The organism is Plantactinospora sp. WMMB334, assembly GCF_049179095.1.
GTDB lineage: Bacteria > Actinomycetota > Actinomycetes > Mycobacteriales > Micromonosporaceae > Plantactinospora.
The window spans coordinates 2911464-2929020 of the sequence record NZ_JBMHME010000002.1 but is presented as its reverse complement, the minus strand read 5'-3'; the positions used below and the strand labels follow the sequence as shown (position 1 = coordinate 2929020).

At 71.8% G+C, this 17557-nt stretch carries 18 protein-coding genes; 14 read left to right on the top strand and 4 right to left on the bottom strand.

Annotated features, from left to right (window positions below):
• The first annotated feature begins 58 nt into the window (after window positions 1–58).
• The 6 genes from ACN27G_RS12530 to prcA all read left to right on the top strand — a co-directional run bounded on the left by ACN27G_RS12530 (window position 59) and on the right by prcA (window position 6856).
• Window positions 59–631: a hypothetical protein gene (locus tag ACN27G_RS12530; protein WP_421492977.1), complete on the top strand. Its 573-nt coding sequence runs from the start codon at window positions 59–61 to the stop codon at window positions 629–631.
• A 399-nt stretch (window positions 632–1030) separates the two neighbouring features.
• Window positions 1031–2812 (top strand): proteasome ATPase, encoded by a 1782-nt coding sequence (gene arc, locus ACN27G_RS12525; protein ID WP_421492976.1) that lies wholly within the window; start codon window positions 1031–1033, stop codon window positions 2810–2812.
• Window positions 2813–3035: 223 nt separating this feature from the next.
• Entirely contained in the window at window positions 3036–4553 is a 1518-nt protein-coding gene (gene dop / locus ACN27G_RS12520; RefSeq protein ID WP_421492975.1) for a depupylase/deamidase Dop, read from the top strand.
• Window positions 4554–4660: 107 nt separating this feature from the next.
• Window positions 4661–4876 carry a ubiquitin-like protein Pup gene (locus tag ACN27G_RS12515; protein ID WP_421492974.1) on the top strand — a complete coding sequence of 72 codons (216 nt, stop codon included), beginning with the start codon at window positions 4661–4663 and terminating at the stop codon, window positions 4874–4876.
• Window positions 4877–5094: 218 nt separating this feature from the next.
• Window positions 5095–5934, top strand: coding sequence for a proteasome subunit beta (prcB, locus tag ACN27G_RS12510; RefSeq protein WP_421492973.1), 840 nt, complete (start codon window positions 5095–5097; stop codon window positions 5932–5934).
• Window positions 5935–5995: 61 nt separating this feature from the next.
• Window positions 5996–6856, top strand: a complete 861-nt coding sequence (gene prcA, locus ACN27G_RS12505) for a proteasome subunit alpha (RefSeq protein WP_421492972.1) — start codon at window positions 5996–5998, stop codon at window positions 6854–6856.
• A 27-nt stretch (window positions 6857–6883) separates the two neighbouring features.
• Here prcA and rfbD read toward each other — a convergent pair whose 3' ends face one another.
• Both rfbD and rfbB read right to left on the bottom strand, forming a co-directional pair.
• Window positions 6884–7780, bottom strand: a complete 897-nt coding sequence (gene rfbD, locus ACN27G_RS12500; RefSeq protein WP_421497308.1) for a dTDP-4-dehydrorhamnose reductase — start codon at window positions 7778–7780, stop codon at window positions 6884–6886.
• A 35-nt stretch (window positions 7781–7815) separates the two neighbouring features.
• Window positions 7816–8832: a dTDP-glucose 4,6-dehydratase gene (gene rfbB, locus ACN27G_RS12495; RefSeq protein WP_421492971.1), complete on the bottom strand. Its 1017-nt coding sequence runs from the start codon at window positions 8830–8832 to the stop codon at window positions 7816–7818.
• A 97-nt stretch (window positions 8833–8929) separates the two neighbouring features.
• Here rfbB and rfbA point away from each other — a divergent pair, with 97 nt between their 5' ends.
• From rfbA to ACN27G_RS12480, 3 genes are all read left to right on the top strand, one after another.
• Window positions 8930–9802: a glucose-1-phosphate thymidylyltransferase RfbA gene (gene rfbA, locus ACN27G_RS12490; protein ID WP_421492970.1), complete on the top strand. Its 873-nt coding sequence runs from the start codon at window positions 8930–8932 to the stop codon at window positions 9800–9802.
• An 89-nt stretch (window positions 9803–9891) separates the two neighbouring features.
• Window positions 9892–11250, top strand: a complete 1359-nt coding sequence (gene pafA, locus ACN27G_RS12485) for a Pup--protein ligase (protein ID WP_421492969.1) — start codon at window positions 9892–9894, stop codon at window positions 11248–11250.
• A gap of 58 nt (window positions 11251–11308) precedes the next feature.
• On the top strand, window positions 11309–11515 hold the full coding sequence (locus ACN27G_RS12480; protein WP_421492968.1) for a hypothetical protein: 207 nt from the start codon (window positions 11309–11311) through the stop codon (window positions 11513–11515).
• A 27-nt stretch (window positions 11516–11542) separates the two neighbouring features.
• On the opposite strand, the gene ACN27G_RS12475 is transcribed toward ACN27G_RS12480, so the two are convergent.
• On the bottom strand, window positions 11543–12625 hold the full coding sequence (locus ACN27G_RS12475; protein ID WP_421492967.1) for a DUF3866 family protein: 1083 nt from the start codon (window positions 12623–12625) through the stop codon (window positions 11543–11545).
• 18 nt (window positions 12626–12643) lie between these two features.
• Window positions 12644–13576, bottom strand: a complete 933-nt coding sequence (locus ACN27G_RS12470) for a cation diffusion facilitator family transporter (RefSeq protein ID WP_421492966.1) — start codon at window positions 13574–13576, stop codon at window positions 12644–12646.
• 103 nt (window positions 13577–13679) lie between these two features.
• On the opposite strand from ACN27G_RS12470, the gene ACN27G_RS12465 reads away from it, so the two are divergent.
• From ACN27G_RS12465 to tatC, 5 genes are all read left to right on the top strand, one after another.
• Window positions 13680–14681: a helix-turn-helix transcriptional regulator gene (locus tag ACN27G_RS12465; protein WP_421492965.1), complete on the top strand. Its 1002-nt coding sequence runs from the start codon at window positions 13680–13682 to the stop codon at window positions 14679–14681.
• Between the two features lie 54 nt (window positions 14682–14735).
• Window positions 14736–15854 carry a helix-turn-helix transcriptional regulator gene (locus ACN27G_RS12460; protein ID WP_421492964.1) on the top strand — a complete coding sequence of 373 codons (1119 nt, stop codon included), beginning with the start codon at window positions 14736–14738 and terminating at the stop codon, window positions 15852–15854.
• A 10-nt stretch (window positions 15855–15864) separates the two neighbouring features.
• Complete coding sequence (locus ACN27G_RS12455; protein ID WP_421492963.1) at window positions 15865–16119, top strand: hypothetical protein; 255 nt, start codon at window positions 15865–15867, stop codon at window positions 16117–16119.
• Window positions 16120–16262: 143 nt separating this feature from the next.
• Window positions 16263–16562 (top strand): Sec-independent protein translocase subunit TatA, encoded by a 300-nt coding sequence (gene tatA, locus ACN27G_RS12450; RefSeq protein WP_421492962.1) that lies wholly within the window; start codon window positions 16263–16265, stop codon window positions 16560–16562.
• Between the two features lie 15 nt (window positions 16563–16577).
• On the top strand, window positions 16578–17525 hold the full coding sequence (gene tatC / locus ACN27G_RS12445; RefSeq protein WP_421492961.1) for a twin-arginine translocase subunit TatC: 948 nt from the start codon (window positions 16578–16580) through the stop codon (window positions 17523–17525).
• The last annotated feature ends 32 nt before the right edge of the window (window positions 17526–17557 follow it).

Sequence of the window (17557 nt, the reverse complement as noted above, 5' to 3'; positions counted from 1 at the left end):
CCCCTTCCCGCCGGAGTCGACGCATCTGCGGGCGTGCCGAGCACGGCGGGGTGCCGGCATGAGCCGGCCGGCGTTCGGCGGGGGAGATCTGCCGGCCGTCTTCCCGGACTGGTCGCCCTACCAGGATCTGGAGTCGGCCGCCCGGGCGTACCTGCGCGATCCGGACGTCGCGATGGAGGCGCTGAACGGCGTGCTGAAGGGCGCCTCGGTGCTCGGTTTCACCCTGGAGCGCTTCGTCAACGAGGTGAACGGGGTCTGGCAGGAGGTGGCGATCTGCGACGGCAGCCGGCTGATCCTCTGGCACGGCGAGGACGTGCCGCCCGACGACGGCCCGGCCGGCTCGATGACCTCGTCGTTGCGGGTGGTGCCGGTCTCGACGGTGAGCGAGGTGGGCTGCCGGCGGCGGCTCAGCCGCACGCAGAACGGCCAGATCCGGGTCGACAGCATCGACGTCTACCTGCTGCTCAGCTCCCTCGACGAGGGCGTGCCCGGCGACGAGGCGCAGCTGCCGCCCCGGCACGACGCGCTGCGGTTCGGCAAGACGCTCGACGACGGCGGCGCGGGGCAGATCGCCCGGCTGGAGGAGTTCGCCCGGCTGGTCGCCTCGGTGGTCGGCCGTCCCACCCTCTGACCCTCGGTGCCGGGATGCCCGGAAAGTGGCCTACATTACGGTTTTCACCTGCCGCTCCGGCTTCCCGGGCCCGGATCCGGCACCCGAAGGCGACCGAAAGTAGCCTGGCGACACCGTTGCGTGACCCTGCCCCGGTCGCCCTGCGGTCCGGGCGTCCGGGGCGGAATGCCTGGTCAGGAAGGGAATCCCGGGGTGGCGCCGGGCGGCTGCCACGCTCCTCGCGCGGCGTGCGCGGGCCGGTCCCGGACCCCCGGGAGCGCCGCGACGCCACCGCCGCCGGTCCGCCCGGAGCTTGTCACGGTGATCAAGCTTCGGCGACGAGGGTGTTGCGTGGAACCGAATCAGCGTCATAGCGGTTAGTGTTAGGGCAGAACGTTCAAGCCCCCGGGGAGGTGGGACGTGGCACGCAGCGACGACGCGGACTCGCGCGCCGCACGGTGGGAGAAGGAGGCCCACGATCTCTCCACCCAGGTCGCGTTTCTTCAAGAGGAACTCGCTCTGGTGCGGCGCAAGTTGACCGAAAGCCCTCGACACGTCCGGCAGCTTGAGGAACGGCTGGCGGCGACACAGGCGCAGCTGGCTCGACTCACGGAGAACAACGAGCGGCTCGTGAACACCCTCAAGGAAGCACGCGCCCAGATCGTCACTCTCAAAGAAGAGATTGACCGGCTGGCGCAGCCGCCGAGCGGTTACGGTGTCTTCCTGGCCCGGCACGACGACGGCACCGTCGACGTCTTCACGGGTGGTCGCAAGCTCCGGGTGGCGGTGTCACCCTCGCTCGAGGTGGCGGAGTTGCGGCGTGGGCAGGAGGTCCTGCTCAACGACGCACTCAACATCGTCGACGCGTTCGGCTACGAGCGGGTCGGCGAGGTCGTCATGCTCAAGGAGGTGCTGGACAGCCCCTCCGGCGGCGTCGGCGACCGGGCGCTGGTGATCTCCCACGCCGACGAGGAGCGGATCGTCCACCTCGCGGAGACTCTCATCGGTGCGCCGCTGCGGGCCGGTGACTCGCTCATGATCGAGCCCCGGTCGGCGTACGCGTACGAGCGGATTCCGAAGAGCGAGGTCGAGGAGCTGGTCCTGGAGGAGGTGCCGGACGTCGACTACGGCGACATCGGCGGCCTGCAGGCCCAGATCGAGCAGATCCGGGACGCGGTCGAGCTGCCCTTCCTGCACGCCGACCTGTTCCGGGAGCACCAGCTCCGGCCGCCGAAGGGGATCCTCCTCTACGGCCCGCCGGGCTGCGGCAAGACGCTCATCGCCAAGGCGGTGGCGAACTCGCTGGCCAAGAAGATCGCCGAGCGGCGGGGCGAGGAGAAGCACACCAGCTTCTTCCTCAACATCAAGGGCCCCGAGCTGCTCAACAAGTACGTCGGCGAGACCGAGCGGCACATCCGGCTGATCTTCCAGCGGGCTCGGGAGAAGGCCGGCGAGGGCACTCCGGTCATCGTCTTCTTCGACGAGATGGACTCGGTCTTCCGGACCCGGGGCTCCGGCGTCTCCTCCGACGTGGAGAACACCATCGTCCCGCAGCTGCTCAGCGAGATCGACGGTGTCGAGGGCCTGGAGAACGTGATCGTGATCGGCGCCTCCAACCGGGAGGACATGATCGATCCCGCCATCCTCCGCCCCGGCCGGCTCGACGTGAAGATCAAGATCGAGCGGCCGGACGCCGAGGCGGCGAAGGACATCTTCTCCAAGTACATCCTCACCGGGCTGCCGCTGCACCCGGACGACCTGACCGAGCACGGCGACGACCCGCAGTCCACGGTCGCCGCCATGATCGAGGCGGTCGTGCTGCGGATGTACTCGGAGACCGAGGAGAACCGCTTCCTCGAGGTCACCTACGCCAACGGCGACAAGGAAGTCCTCTACTTCAAGGACTTCAACTCCGGTGCGATGATCCAGAACATCGTCGACCGGGGCAAGAAGATGGCGATCAAGGAGTTCCTCTCCTCCGGCCGCAAGGGGCTGCGGTTGCAGCACCTCCTCGACGCCTGCGTCGACGAGTTCCGGGAGAACGAGGACCTGCCCAACACCACCAACCCGGACGACTGGGCCCGGATCTCCGGCAAGAAGGGGGAGCGGATCGTCTACATCCGTACCCTCGTCTCCGGCGGCAAGGGCGCGGAGGCCGGCCGGTCCATCGAGACCGCCAGCAACACCGGCCAGTACCTGTAACGTGCGACGGCAACTGTGGGCGCCGCGATCGCGGCGCCCACAGTGCTGTTCGGGGACCCCTGTCCGGTGCCGGGATCCCCGACACCGGACCGAGGATGTCGGCACCGGAACGGGCAAAGGGGCGTTGAGGGCGTACCGTGGCCGTGTCGACACACCGGGCGAACAACCCGGCGACGGTGCGGACTAGGCTCGACAGCATGGGTGAGCGGAGCGAGGCGGCGGCATGAGCGTACGGCGGATCATGGGCACCGAGGTGGAGTACGGCATCTCCGTGCCCGGCCAGGCCGGAGCGAACCCGATGGTGACCTCCTCGCAGGTGGTGAACGCCTACGGTGCCCGCCCCGAGCTGGCCCGGGGCGGTCGGGCCCGGTGGGACTACGAGGAGGAGTCGCCGCTGCGGGACGCCCGCGGCTTCACCTACTCCGGTGCCGCCTACGACCCGGCGGAGGCGTTGGCCGACGAGGATCTCGGGCTGGCCAACGTGATACTGACCAACGGCGCCCGGCTCTACGTCGACCACGCCCACCCGGAATACTCGACCCCCGAGGTGACCAACCCGCTCGACCTGGTCCGCTGGGACAAGGCGGGCGAGCGGGTGATGGCCGAGGCGTCCCGGCGCGCCGCCACCATCCCGGGCACGCACCCGATCCACCTCTACAAGAACAACACCGACAACAAGGGCGCCAGCTACGGCGCGCACGAGAACTACCTGATGCGCCGGCAGACACCGTTCGCCGACATCGTGGCGTACCTGACGCCGTTCTTCGTGACCCGGCAGATCGTCTGCGGCGCCGGCCGGGTCGGCATCGGCCAGGACGGTTCGCAGCCCGGCTTCCAGATCTCGCAGCGGGCCGACTTCTTCGAGGTCGAGGTCGGCCTGGAGACGACGCTGAAGCGGCCGATCATCAACACCCGGGACGAGCCGCACGCGGACGCCGACAAGTACCGCCGGCTGCACGTCATCATCGGCGACGCCAACCTGTCGGAGATCTCCACCTACCTCAAGGTCGGCACCACCGCCCTGGTCCTCACCATGATCGAGGAGAAGGCGCTCAGCCCCGACCTGGCGATCGCCGACCCGGTGGGCGAGCTCAAGGCGGTCAGCCACGACCCCTCGCTGTCGCACCGGCTCCGGCTCCGCGACGGCCGCCGGCTCACCGCACTCGACCTGCAGTGGGCGTACCTCGAGCGGGCCCGTTCCTTTGTGGACGACCGGTACGGCGACGACCTCGACCACGACACCGCGGACGTGCTCGACCGCTGGGAGAGCGTGCTGGACCGGCTCGGCCGGGACGCGATGCTCTGCGCCGGCGAGCTGGACTGGGTGGCGAAGCTGCGCCTGCTGGAGGGCTACCGGGAGCGGGAGAAGCTCGGCTGGGCCTCGCACAAGCTGCAACTGGTCGACCTGCAATATTCCGACGTGCGCCCGGAGAAGGGCCTCTACCACCGGCTGGTCAGCAGGGGCTCGATGGCGACGCTGTTGCCCGACGAGCTGACCCGCTCGGCGATGACCGAGCCGCCGGAGGACACCCGGGCCTACTTCCGGGGCCGCTGCCTGGCCCAGTACGCCTCCGAGGTGGTGGCGGCGAGCTGGGACTCGGTCATCTTCGACGTCGGCCGGGAGTCGCTGGTGCGGGTGCCGATGATGGAGCCCGAGCGCGGCACCCGCAAGCACGTCGGGGCGCTCTTCGACCGGTGTGCGAGCGCCAAGGACCTACTGGAGACCATCACCGGTGGCTGAGCCGGGCCGGCCGGGGTGCCGGCCGGCCGCCCGCCGGGGCGGTGCCGGCCGATTCGTCGGCCATCCGAGGTAAGTTTTCCCCAGGCGATCGTGGAGGAGGCAGCAGCATGGCTACCCGTGACACCGGCGGTCAGTCGCAGTCCGGCAAGGCGCGCCGGGACCAGGAGGTCGACGAGGCCACTACCGAGGCGAACCCGGAGGTCGCCGAGCGGCACGCGGAGATCACCGAGGACGTCGACGACCTGCTGGACGAGATCGACTCGGTACTCGAGGAGAACGCGGAGGAGTTCGTCCGGGGCTACGTTCAGAAGGGCGGAGAGTAGCCCTCCCCCGGTGGGTGCGGCCGCACCGCGCCGGGCGGGCGGCCCCGAGCCGGGTGCCTCGGCCGGCCCGTCGACGCTCGCACAACACGATGGTGGCGATCATCGCGCCGCGGAGATCCGGGGGATACTCTGCTTCAACCGCAACGGTGGCCTCGCCCCGTTCCCGCGCCGACGTGGGGTTCCGGGCGATGTGACGAGAGAGAGTTGAGAGGGAGCACGTGGCAGCGGCTTTTGATCCAAGCGGGCGTCTACCCGACGCGTTCCTCAACGTCGGGACGTCCTCGTTCAGCCAGTTCCTGAGCGCGGCAGCCCCCGACCTGCTGCCCGGTCGCCGCCCGCTGCCGCCCGGATCCGCCAGCGACCTCGTCCCGCACGCCACCACCATCGTCGCGCTGACCACCGCCGAGGGCGTGCTGATGGCCGGCGACCGGCGCGGCACCATGGGCAACCTGATCTCCAGCCGGGACATCCGCAAGGTGCACCCGGCCGACGAATACTCCCTGGTCGGCTTCGCCGGCACGGCGGGCATCGCCCTGGAGATGGTGCGCCTCTTCCAGGTGGAGCTGGAGCACTACGAGAAGATCGAGGGAGCGATGCTCTCCCTCGACGGCAAGGCCAACCGGCTCGCCGCGATGATCCGGGGCAACCTCGGCGCGGCGATGCAGGGGCTGGCGGTGATCCCGCTCTTCGCCGGCTTCGACCTGGCCGCCACCGACCCGGCCAGGGCCGGCCGGATCTTCAGCTTCGACGTGGCCGGCGGGCCGTACGAGGAGACCGGATACGACGGGATCGGCTCCGGCTCGCTCTTCGCCAAGGCGGCGCTGAAGAAGCGCTACCGTCCCGGCCTCAGCACCGCCGACGCCACCCGGATCGCCGTCGAGGCCCTCTACGACGCCGCCGACGACGACAGCGCCACCGGCGGCCCCGACCTGAGCCGCCGCATCTATCCGGTGGTGATGACGGCGACCGCGGAGGGCACCCACCGGCTCTCCGACGCCGAGGCGGCCGAGGTCGCCGAAGCGGTGGTCGCCGCCCGGATGGAGAACCCGGGCGGCTGAGCCGCCGTCACACCCCCGTAAACCGCCGTCGCCAGCAGAACCGGACAGGAGAACCGCCGCCGTGGCCATGCAGTTCTACGCCTCACCCGAGCAGATCATGCGCGACCGCTCGGAGCTGGCCCGCAAGGGCATCGCGCGCGGCCGGAGCGCCGTGACGCTCAGCTACTCCGGCGGCGTGCTCTTCGTGGCGGAAAACCTCTCCAGCGCCCTGCACAAGGTCAGCGAGATCTACGACCGGGTCGCCTTCGCCGCCGTCGGCCGCTACAACGAGTTCGAGAACCTGCGCCGGGCGGGGGTCCGGATGGCCGACGCCACCGGGCTGAGCTTCGACCGGCGGGACGTCACCGGCCTGGCCCTGGCCAACGCGTACGCCCAGACGCTCGGCGCGATCTTCACCGAGCAGTCCAAGCCCTTCGAGGTGGAGATCTGCGTCGCGCAGGTGGGCAGCACGCCCGAGACGGACGAGCTCTACCGGATCACCTACGACGGTTCGGTCAACGACGAGCCGGGCCGGATGGCGATGGGCGGCCAGGCCGAGGCGGTCACCGGGGCGCTGCGCGAGGAGCACCGGCCGGACATGCCGCTCGACGAGGCGGTCCGGTTGGCGATTCGGGCGCTGGGCAGCGTCGGCGGCGACGGCGGCGCCCCCCGGACCATCGCGGCGAGCCAGCTCGAGGTGGCGATCCTGGACCGGCGGCGGGTCGGCCGCACCTTCCGCCGGATCACCGGCGCCGCACTGGACTCGCTGCTCGGCGGCGCACCGACCACGGCCGACGGCGACGAGGAGCCGGCGGCCGAGCCGAAGGCGCCGGCTCCCGGCCCGGACAAGCCGGCCGAGTCCGCCGGCTCGGCGGACCTGGAGGGCAAGGGCAAGGGCAAGCAGAAGCCGCCCGGCGGCACCGGCGAGGAGAAGCCGAAGTAGGGCTTGGCGGCTACCGTCGTGTCCCGGTCATCGGTGGCCGGGGACAGGTTCCGCCGGCCGGGTGGCGGCGCGGAGCGCGCCGCCGGGGTGCAGCGCCTCGGCGAGCATCGACCGCCACTCCGCCAGCGGCGGTAGGCCCGCCCGGGACCAGCCGCCGTGCCCGAGGACGCTGTAGCCGGGGCGGCGGGCCGGGCGGGGGAAGCGGTCACTGCCGACTGGCCGGATCCGGTCCGGATCGAGCCCGGTGCGGGCGAAGACCTCGCGGGCCAGCCCGTACCAGCTCGTCTGGCCGGTGGCCGTGCCGTGGTAGGTCCCGGCCGGGGCGGTGCCCCGCCAACCGGCCGCGCCGAGGTCGGCCAGCCGCTCCGCGAGCGCGTACGACCAGGTCGGTTGTCCGATCTGGTCGTCCACCACGTCGAGGTGCTGACGCCGCGCCGCCAGCCGGAGCATGGTGGTGACGAAGTTGGGGCCGTGCGCCCCGTAGAGCCACGCGGTCCGGACCAGGTAGCCGGTCTCCGGAAGCAGCCGGCGCACGGCGAGTTCCCCGGCGAGTTTGCTGCGCCCGTACGCGTTGACCGGAGCGGTCGGGGCGTCCTCCGGATAGGGCCGGTCGGCGTCACCGGCGAAGACGTAGTCGGTCGAGACGTGCAGCAGCCGGGCGCCGGCCCCGGCACAGGCCGCCGCCAGGTTGGCGACGCCGGTGCCGTTGACCTCGGTGGCGGCCGCCTCACCCTGCTCCGCGCCGTCCACATCGGTCCAGCCGGCCGCGTTCACCACGAGCTGGTGCCCGGTGACGGCGGCCCGGACCGCGGCCCGGTCGGTCACGTCGAGCTGGGCCCGGGTGGCGGCGGTGACCCGCCCCGCGTGCCGGTCGGCGAGCACGGCCACCAGGTCCCGCCCCAGCATCCCGCCCGCACCAGTCACCAGCCAGCGCGGCGGCTCCGCTCCCCGCCGCCCGGTCACGGCACGGCCGGCCCGGGGCGGCCGGTCTCCGCACCGGTGAGCGGTGCCTTGAGCGGCTCCCACCAGGCCCGGTTCTCCCGGTACCAGGCGACGGTCCCGGCGAGGCCGCGGTCGAGGTCGATGCTGGGCGCGTACCCGAGCTCTTCACTGATCTTGGTGATGTCCAGCGAGTAGCGGCGGTCGTGCCCCATCCGGTCGGCGACCGGCCTGACCCGGTCCCCGCCGGCGCCGCAGGCGGCGAGCAACCGCCCCGTCAGCTCGCGGTTGGTCAGCTCGGTGCCGCCGCCGATGTGGTACACCTCGCCGGGGCGCCCCTTGTCCTGCACCAGGGCGATGCCGACGCAGTGGTCGTGCACGTGCAGCCAGTCCCGGACGTTGCCGCCGTCGCCGTAGAGCGGCACGGTGCCGCCGTCGAGCAGGTTGGTGACGAAGAGCGGGATGACCTTCTCGGGGAACTGGTACGGCCCGTAGTTGTTGGAGCAGCGGGTCAGCACCACGTCCATCCCGTAGGTGCGGTGATAGGCCAGGGCGAGCAGGTCGGAGCCGGCCTTCGCCGCCGAGTAGGGAGAGTTCGGCGCCAGTGGCGTCGTCTCGGTCCAGGAGCCCCGCTCGATCGAGCCGTAGACCTCGTCGGTGGAGACGTGCACGAACCGGCCGACCCGGTGCCGCAGCGCGGCCTCCAGCAGGGTCTGCGTGCCGAGCACGTTGGTGGTGACGAAGGGCGCGGCCCGGTGGATGGAGCGGTCGACGTGGGACTCGGCCGCGAAGTGCACCACGACGTCGTGGCCGGCCGTCACCTCGTCGACCAGGGCCGGGTCGCAGATGTCGCCGACCACGACCCGGAGCCGGGGGTCGGCGCGTACCGGGTCGAGGTTGGCCAGGTTGCCGGAGTAGGTGAGCTTGTCCAGCACGGTGACCGCGCCCGGCGCGAGCCGGGGAGCGGTCCCGGTCAGCAACATTCGTACGTATTCAGAACCGATGAATCCGGCTCCACCGGTCACGAGGATCCTCATGATTCGGAAAGTCTACGCGGTGCGGGTCGGCGAGGACGGTAGCGGCACTGTCGGCGAATTGACTTTCGGGCGGGCCCGTCCCCGGTAACCTGCGCAAATGCGCGGAATCCTGCTGGCGGGCGGCACCGGATCACGACTCTGGCCGATCACCCAGGCGGTATCGAAACAGCTCATGCCGATTTTCGACAAACCCATGGTCTACTACCCGCTCTCGACTCTGGTGATGGCCGGAATACGGGAAATACTCATCATCACCACCCCCGACGACCAGGCACAGTTCCGGCGCCTGCTGCGGGACGGAGCCCAGTGGGGGCTGCGCCTGGAATACGCCGTCCAGCCGAGCCCGGACGGTATCGCCCAGGCGTTTCTTCTCGGCGAGGAGTTCCTGGCCGGGGAGTCGGTCGCGCTGATTCTCGGGGACAACATCTTCTACGGCGCCGGTCTGGGCCGGAGCCTGGCCCGCAACGACGATCCGGAGGGTGGCCGGATCTTCGCCTATCCGGTGGCGAACTGTGAGGGTTACGGGATTGTCGAGTTCGACTCCGACGGGCGCGCGCTGTCGATCGAGGAGAAGCCGGAGAAGCCCAAGTCGCGGTATGCCGTGCCCGGCCTCTACTTCTACGCCAACGACGTGGTGGAGATCGCCAGAGGGCTGACCCCGAGCGACCGGGGCGAGCTGGAGATCACGGCGGTGAACCAGACGTACCTGTCGGCGGGGCGACTCCAGGTCACCACCCTGGACCGGGGCACCGCCTGGCTGGACACCGGCACCTTCACCTCGCTGGTCCAGGCCGGCGAGTTCGTCCGGGTGCTCGAGGAGCGGCAGGGCCTGAAGGTGGGTTGTATCGAGGAGGTGGCCTGGCGTAGCGGACTCATCTCCGACGACGAACTCCGCGAGCTGGCCGGGCCGCTGTGCCGCAGTGGCTACGGGGAGTACCTCTTCGGCATCCTCGACGATCCCGGGCGGTGACCGCCCCGGCGCGGCGGGTGGCGCAATTGCCGCGCAACTCCGCGACCCGACAGTGACCAACTCCGGCTCCGGGCGACTAATCTCCAAGCATGGAGCGGCGAATCTTCGGCCTTGAAACCGAGTACGGTGTCACCTGCACCTACCGCGGCCAACGGCGGCTGTCCCCGGACGAGGTCGCCCGTTACCTCTTCCGCCGGGTGGTCTCCTGGGGGCGCTCGAGCAACGTCTTCCTGCGCAACGGCGCCCGGCTCTACCTCGACGTCGGCTCCCACCCGGAGTACGCCACCCCCGAGTGCGACTCGGTAGCCGACCTGGTCGCCCACGACCGGGCCGGCGAGCGGATCCTGGAGGGCCTGCTTGTCGACGCCGAGAAGCGGCTGCACGACGAGGGCATCGCCGGCGAGATCTACCTGTTCAAGAACAACACCGACTCGGCCGGCAACTCGTACGGCTGCCACGAGAACTACCTCGTCTCCCGGCACGGCGAGTTCGGCCGGCTGGCCGACGTGCTGATCCCGTTCCTGGTCACCCGGCAGCTCATCTGCGGTGCCGGCAAGGTGCTGCAGACCCCGCGCGGCGCCGTCTACTGCCTCTCGCAGCGCGCCGAGCACATCTGGGAGGGCGTCTCCTCGGCGACCACCCGCAGCCGGCCGATCATCAACACCCGGGACGAGCCGCACGCCGACGCGGAGCGCTACCGGCGGCTGCACGTCATCGTCGGTGACTCGAACATGAACGAGGTCACCACGCTGCTCAAGGTCGGCAGCGCCGACATCGTGCTGCGGATGATCGAGGCCGGGGTGGTGATGCGGGACCTGTCGCTGGAGAACCCGATCCGGGCGATCCGGGAGGTTTCGCACGACATCACCGGGCGGCGCAAGGTCCGGCTCGCCTCCAACAAGGAGATCAGCGCGCTGGAGATCCAGCAGGAATACCTCGCCAAGGCGACCGAGTTCGTCGAGCGGCGCGGCGGCGACCAGACCGCGAAGCGGGTCGTCGAGCTCTGGGGCCGGGTGCTGCGCGCGGTCGAGACCGGCGACCTGGACCCGGTGGCCCGGGAGATCGACTGGGTCACCAAGCTCCAGCTCATCGAGCGCTACCAGCGCAAGAACGACCTGCCGCTCTCGCACCCGCGGATCGCCCAGATGGACCTCGCCTACCACGACCTGCGCCGGGGGCGCGGCCTCTACGCGCTGCTGGAGCGGCGCAAGCAGGTGGACCGGATCGCCACCGACCCGGAGATCTTCGAGGCGAAGGAGACCCCGCCGCAGACCACCCGGGCCCGGCTGCGCGGCGAGTTCATCCGGCACGCCCAGGAGAAGCGCCGGGACTTCACCGTCGACTGGGTGCATCTCAAGCTCAACGACCAGGCCCAGCGCACGGTGCTCTGCAAGGACCCGTTCCGGGCGTACGACGAGCGGGTCGAGCGGCTGATCGCGAGCATGTGAGTCGGCTCGGCCGGCGCGCGGCCGGTGCCCGGCGCGATTGGTTAGGCTGACCCCCGCCATGACGCATCCGACGGGCCCGAACGACGACGACGAGCACCGCCGCCCCGACCTGGTCCGGCAGAACCGGATCGAGCGGCGGCGCGCGAAGATCCGCGAGGAGATCGAGCGCAACCGGCGGGGCGAGTACACCGTGCCCACCTGGGTGCTGACGCTCATCCTCGTGCTGGTCGTCGCCGGCTGGCTGGCGCTGGTCTTCCTGAGCTGACCGCCCGTCGGGATCTGTCCGGGCGGATCAGCGCAGGCTGGCGGCGTGCCGGCCGGCGGCGGCCGCGGCCAGAAAATAGGCGTGCTCCTCGGCGAGCCCTCGGCCCATCGTCGAGAGGGTGACCGGTGCCGTCCGCAGCGCCTCGTCGAGCCCGTGCACCGGCACCCGGACGATCCGGTGCCGGTCGGCGAGCGGGGCCAGGGCCGGCTCGACCAGCGTGGCCAGCTCCGGCGGCAGCTCCGCCGGCAGCACCAGGTCGGCGGCGGCGAGCGCCACCCGGCCGTACGCGGTGGCGCTGTGGTGCGAGAGCCCGCGATGCCGCTCCCGGGGATCGGCGCCGGAGATCCGCAGCGAGCCGACCGGCCGGCCACCGAGCGCGGCGACCGCGTTGACCGCCTCGCCGACGGCCACCCCGGAGAAACCCCACCGGGTGCCGGTGCCCAGGTTGCCCGGCCCTTGCGCGACGATCGCCACGTCGGCCCCGAGCACGTGCCGGGCGGCGAGCAGCCCGCTGTGCAGGTTGGTCGCCTCCAGGTCGCCGCCGAACGCCTGGCCGACGCTGACCGTGCCGGCGAGCTGCCCGCGCAGCCCGTCCAGGGTGCGGGAGAACCAGGCCGGCAGCGCGCCGCCGTCGGTCATCAGGTAACCGATCCGGGCGTCCGGCGCGTCGGCCCGGATCCCGGCCACGATCGCCGGCAGCGCCGAGTGCAGGTCGGCGGTGACCACCGGCAGCCCCGCGAGGTCGTCGGCGTCGACAAGCGCGGCCCGGTGCGGGGACGCCTCCTCGTCGACACCGAGCACGATCGGTTGCAGCGGGGTGTAGCGGGCCTTGACCAGGTGCCCGGCGTCCCGGGTCTCGACCGTCTCGGGCGGGTCGGGCGGCAGCCGGTCCGGCAGCGCCACCACCATGGCGTACCCGCCGGTGCCGAGCCCCATCAGCAGCGCGCCGACGTTCATCAGCACCCGGTCGCCGGGCTGCGGGTCGCCGACCAGCTCCGGATAGGCCAGCGCCCGCACCGCGGTGCCGTCGGCCTGCCGGACCTCCAGCTCGACCGCGCCGCGCCACCGCCGCCGCAGCGCCGTGACCGTGCCGGACCGCCATCGCACCATGGCCGGCAGGGTAGCCGGCTACGGCTGGCCGGTCCGGGTCGGGTCGAGGAAGACGTACCGGATGTGCGGGAAGCGCCCGACCAGCCGCCGTTCGGCCTCCTCGGCACCGGCCTCGATGTCGGCGCCGGTCGCCTCGTCCCGGAAGTCGACCTTTGCCGCGACCAGGATGTCGTCCGGGCCCAGGTGCATGGTGAGCAGGGTGTCGACCCGCTGCACGGTCGGCAGCGCCGACAGCTCGCGGTGGATCTGGTCGTACATCGCCTGCGGGACCGCCCGGCCGACCAGCAGCGAGATGTTGCTCCGGGCCAGGATGGTGGCGACCACCAGCAGCAGCAGGCCGATCACGATCGAGGCCACCCCGTCCCAGAGCTCGCTCCCGGTGGCCTGGGAGAGGGCGAGCCCGGCCGCGGCCACCGAGATCCCGATCAGCGCGGCGGTGTCCTCCAGGAAGACCGCCTTGACCGTGGTGTCCGCGGTGTTGCGCAGGTAGCGGGCCCCGCTGATCCCGCGTTCCCGGGAGGCCCGGCGGATCTGCCGGACCGCCCGGGTCAGCGACACCGTCTCGATCAGGAACGAGATCACCAGTACGACGTACGCGACCAGGAACTCACCGGTGTGCTCACCGAACCGGATCGTGTTGACCCCGTGCGTGATCGAGAACCCGGCGCCGACCACGAAGGTGAAGACCGCGGCGATGAACGCCCAGACGTAGCTCTCCTTGCCGTAGCCGAACGGATGTATCCGGTCGGCGGGGCGGGCACCCCGGCGCAGCGCGGTGAAGAGCAGCACCTCGGTGGTGGTGTCGGCGATCGAGTGCGCGCCCTCGGAGAGCATCGCGGCCGAGCCGGAGATCACCCCGGCGACCAGCTTGGCCAGCGCGATCGCCAGGTTGGCCAGCCCGGCCACCACGACCGTGCCGACGCTCTCCGAGGTGCCGTTCCGTTCGGCCATGGCGTCAGCCTAGGAGCCCGGCACCGCTGGTGGGCCGGTGGACCGGCGGTCACCCGCCGCGCGGGTACCCGGTTCGTGATCCGACACTGCTAGCGTCTGTGTCGTGTCGCGGACCCGTACCGAACGCCTGGTCAACCTGGTGATCTGTCTGCTCTCCACGCGACGGTTCCTGACCGCCGCGCAGATCGCCGCGACCGTGCCGGGCTACGAGCACGATCCGGACGATCCACGTGACCACGAGGCATTCCAGCGCAAGTTCGAGCGGGACAAGGCCGAGCTGCGGGAGCTGGGCGTGCCGCTGGAGACCGGCACGGCCAGCGCCTTCGACGCCGAGCCGGGCTACCGGATCGCGCACCGGGAGTACGCGCTGCCGGAGATCCCGCTGGAGCCGGACGAGGCGGCGGCGGTGGGGATCGCCGCCCGGCTCTGGCGGCACGCCGGGCTGGCCGCGGCGGCCTCCTCCGGGCTGGCCAAGCTCCGCGCCGCCGGCGTCGACGTCGACCCGCAGGCCACCCTCGGGATGGAGCCGGTGGTCACCGTCGACCCGGCGTTCGCGCCGCTGACCGCCGCCGCCCGGGAGCGGCGCACGGTCCGCTTCGACTACCGGGTCCCCGACGGCGACGCCCCGACCAGCCGCCGGCTGCAACCCTGGGGTGTGGTCTGCTGGCGCGCCCGGTGGTACGTGGTCGGGCACGACCTCGACCGCGACGCGCCCCGCTGCTTCCGGCTCTCCCGGATCGTCGGCGGTGCCGTCCGGATGCTCGACGGCCCCGACTCGTTCGCGCCGCCGGTCGGCGTCGACCTGATCAGCCACGTCGCAAAGTGGTCCGGTCCGGTGGAGCACTCCGGCCGGGCCACCGTGCTGGTCCGACCGGGCCGGGCCGCCGGGCTGCGCCGGTGGGCCCAGGAGGTGACCAGTGCTCCGGACGGCGACCGGCTGGTGCTGCCGTACGCCGACGCCGAGTCGCTGGCCGGTAGGCTCGTCGGCTACGGCCCGGATCTCCGGGTGCTCGAACCACCGGAGATCAGGGACGCCGTCATCCAGCGACTCAAGGAGATCACCGCCCGGTACGACGAGCTGGCCACCGCCCGGGCGTCGACGTAGGCGGGGGAGAGCGGGGCCGGGCGCCCCGGGACTGAACCAGAGGGGGGAGCCGGCGTGACTCGTCCGGCGCAACGGTCCGGCGGCGGCGCACGGACCTCGGCCGATCGGCTGGCCCGACTGCTGAACCTCGTGCCGTACCTGCTGGCCCGGCCCGGGATCGAGCTGGCCGAGGCGGCGGCCGACCTCGGGGTGACCGAGCGGCAGCTCCGCGAGGACCTGGAGCTGCTCTGGGTCTGCGGCCTGCCCGGATACGGGCCCGGCGACCTGATCGACATGGCCTTCGACGGCGACCGGGTCACCATCACCTACGACGCCGGGATCGACCGGCCGCTGCGGCTCACCCCGGACGAGGCGCTGGCGCTGGTGGTGGCGCTGCGGATGCTCGCCGAGACGCCGGGGATGGCGAACCGGGACGCGATCGAACGGGCCCTCGCCAAGATCGAAAGCGCGGCCGGCGAACTCGCCGACGCGCCGGTCGCGGTGCGGATGCCGGGCGACAGCGACCGGGTCGCGGCGCTGCGCGGCGCGGTGCAGCGGGGCCGGGCGCTGCGGATCACCTACTACGCCGCGACCCGGGACGAGACCACCGACCGCACCGTCGACCCGATCCGGGTACTGATGGTCGGCGGCCTCGCCTACCTGGAGGCGTGGTGCCGGCGGGCGGAGTCGATGCGGCTGTTCCGAGCCGACCGGATCGACGCGCTCGTCGAGCTCGACGAGCCGGCCGCACCGCCCCCGCAGGCCAGGCTGCACGACCTGAGCGCCGGCATCTTCCGGCCCGACCAGGACCTGCCGCTGGTGACGCTGCGGGTCGGCCGGGCCAGCCGCTGGATCACCGAGTACTACCCGTGCGAGCGGGTCGAGCCGGATCCCGGCTCCGTCGACGGGTCGCGGGATGTCGACCGGGCCGGCCGGGAGTGGCTGGTCTCGCTCCGCGTGACGGACCTGGCCTGGGCCCGCCGCTTCGTGCTCGGGCTCGGACCGGACGTCACCGTGGTCGCCCCGCCGGAACTCGCCGACCAGGTACGCGACCGGGCCGCCGCCGCCCTCGACGCGTACGCCAGCCCGCCGCCGGAGGGGGCAGCGCGCGACCCGGGGCCGGGCGTCGAGCTGGTCCCCGGTGCCGGAGCGCCGCCCGGCGCCGAGCCGGCGGCATCGGCCGGCAGCCACTAGGCTGGCCGACGTGGTGAAGTGGATCGTGCTCGCGGCCCTGGTGGCCGGGCTGGTGGTGCTCGGGTTGGCGGTCCGCCGGGTGCTGGTCCGGATGCCCCGGCTGCGTCGGGCCGCCCTGGCGTTGCAGCGCCGGCAGGAGCAGGCCGAGGATCTCCAGCGCGTCGCCCTGTCGGTGCAGGACCGGGCGGAGGCGATGCAGCAGCAGGTCGAGGTGCTCCAGCAGCGGCTCGTGCTGATCCGGGCCAAGCGCGGGGGCGAGCAATAGCCCTGTTGACGGATGCCCGGCGTTGGTCAAGACTTCACCAGCCGGCCGGAAAGACACCAGCCCGGCAGGTGGCAGTCCCTCCCGACGCACGTACGATGGGCCAGGACACCCCATCGCCGGACGAACATCGAACTGGAGCTTCCATGGGCGCCCTCAAGCCGTGGCACATCTTCGTACTCGTGGCTGTGCTGATCCTGCTCTTCGGCGCGAAGCGGCTTCCGGACGCGGCCCGCTCGCTCGGCCGCTCGCTGCGGATCATCAAGGCCGAGACCAAGAGTCTCTCCGAGGACGACAAGGACCTGGCCGAGAAGGCCGACGCGCAGTCGGGACGGCAGCCGCTGCCGGGTGACTCCACGGTCCACCCGACCAGCGTGCACCAGCCCGGCTACCAGCCGCCCGCGCCGCCGGTCAACGACCCGGTGCAGCGCGTCCGCGACAACTGACCGGGGCCGGTCGCCGTGGCCTTCGCCCTGCGTCGGCGTGGTCCGAGCAAGTTCGAGCGAGCCTCCGACGGCTCGATGACGCTCATCGAGCACGTCCGGGAGCTGCGTGACCGTCTGTTCCGGGCCTCCATCGGGATCGTGGTCGGCTTCGGGCTCGGCATCTGGCTGGCCCGCCCGGTCCGCAGCCTGCTCCAGGAGCCGTACTGCCAGCTCGACGGTTCGGTGGTGGACGGCAAGTGCCAGTTCACCCAGCTCGGCCCGGCGGACGTCCTGCTGCTCGACCTGAAGATCGCGCTCTGGGTCGGGCTCATCATCGCCGCACCGGTCTGGCTCTACCAGCTCTGGGCGTTCATCGCTCCCGGCCTGCACCGGCACGAGCGGAAGTACGCCTACGTCTTCACCGCGCTGGCCGCCCCGCTCTTCGCGGCTGGCGCCGTGCTGGCCTTCTTCGTGGTCTCCAAGGGGCTCGAATTCCTGGTGGGCCTCGCCGGCGAGGACGTGGCGAACACGCTGGAGATCACCCGGTACATCTCCTTCGTCACGAACATGATCCTGATGTTCGGGGTGGCGTTCGAGTTCCCGCTGATCGTGCTGATGCTCAACTTCGTCGGCCTGGTCAGCGGCCGGAAGATGCTCGGCTGGTGGCGGATCGCCGTCTTCGTCTTCTTCCTCTTCGCCGCGATCGTCACGCCCACGCCCGACCCGTTCGGGATGACCGCGCTGGCCATCTGCCTCTGCGCGCTCTACTTCGGGGCGGTCGGGGTGGCGATGCTCAACGACCGGCGGCGGGGACGCGGCAAGGAGATCTACGCCGGGCTGGACGACGACGAGGTCTCCCCGCTGGAGACCGAGCCGGAGCCGGTGACCGCGGGTGGGCGGGTCGACGCCAGCGAGCCGATCACCGGCCCGGAACCGGTCGCGGCACCGCAGCCGATCGAGCGGCGCTACGACGACATGACCTGAGCCGGCCTGTCGGAGCCGGCCCGGCGGCGGTA

Coding starts and splice junctions, on each gene's coding strand:
- ACN27G_RS12530 (WP_421492977.1), top strand. CDS start 59: ATGAGCCGGCCGGCGTTCGGCGGGGGAGATCTGCCGGCCGTCTTCCCG.
- dop (WP_421492975.1), top strand. CDS start 3,036: ATGAGCGTACGGCGGATCATGGGCACCGAGGTGGAGTACGGCATCTCC.
- ACN27G_RS12515 (WP_421492974.1), top strand. CDS start 4,661: ATGGCTACCCGTGACACCGGCGGTCAGTCGCAGTCCGGCAAGGCGCGC.
- rfbB (WP_421492971.1), bottom strand. CDS start 8,832: ATGAGGATCCTCGTGACCGGTGGAGCCGGATTCATCGGTTCTGAATAC.
- rfbA (WP_421492970.1), top strand. CDS start 8,930: ATGCGCGGAATCCTGCTGGCGGGCGGCACCGGATCACGACTCTGGCCG.
- pafA (WP_421492969.1), top strand. CDS start 9,892: ATGGAGCGGCGAATCTTCGGCCTTGAAACCGAGTACGGTGTCACCTGC.
- ACN27G_RS12480 (WP_421492968.1), top strand. CDS start 11,309: ATGACGCATCCGACGGGCCCGAACGACGACGACGAGCACCGCCGCCCC.
- ACN27G_RS12475 (WP_421492967.1), bottom strand. CDS start 12,625: ATGGTGCGATGGCGGTCCGGCACGGTCACGGCGCTGCGGCGGCGGTGG.
- ACN27G_RS12470 (WP_421492966.1), bottom strand. CDS start 13,576: ATGGCCGAACGGAACGGCACCTCGGAGAGCGTCGGCACGGTCGTGGTG.
- tatA (WP_421492962.1), top strand. CDS start 16,263: ATGGGCGCCCTCAAGCCGTGGCACATCTTCGTACTCGTGGCTGTGCTG.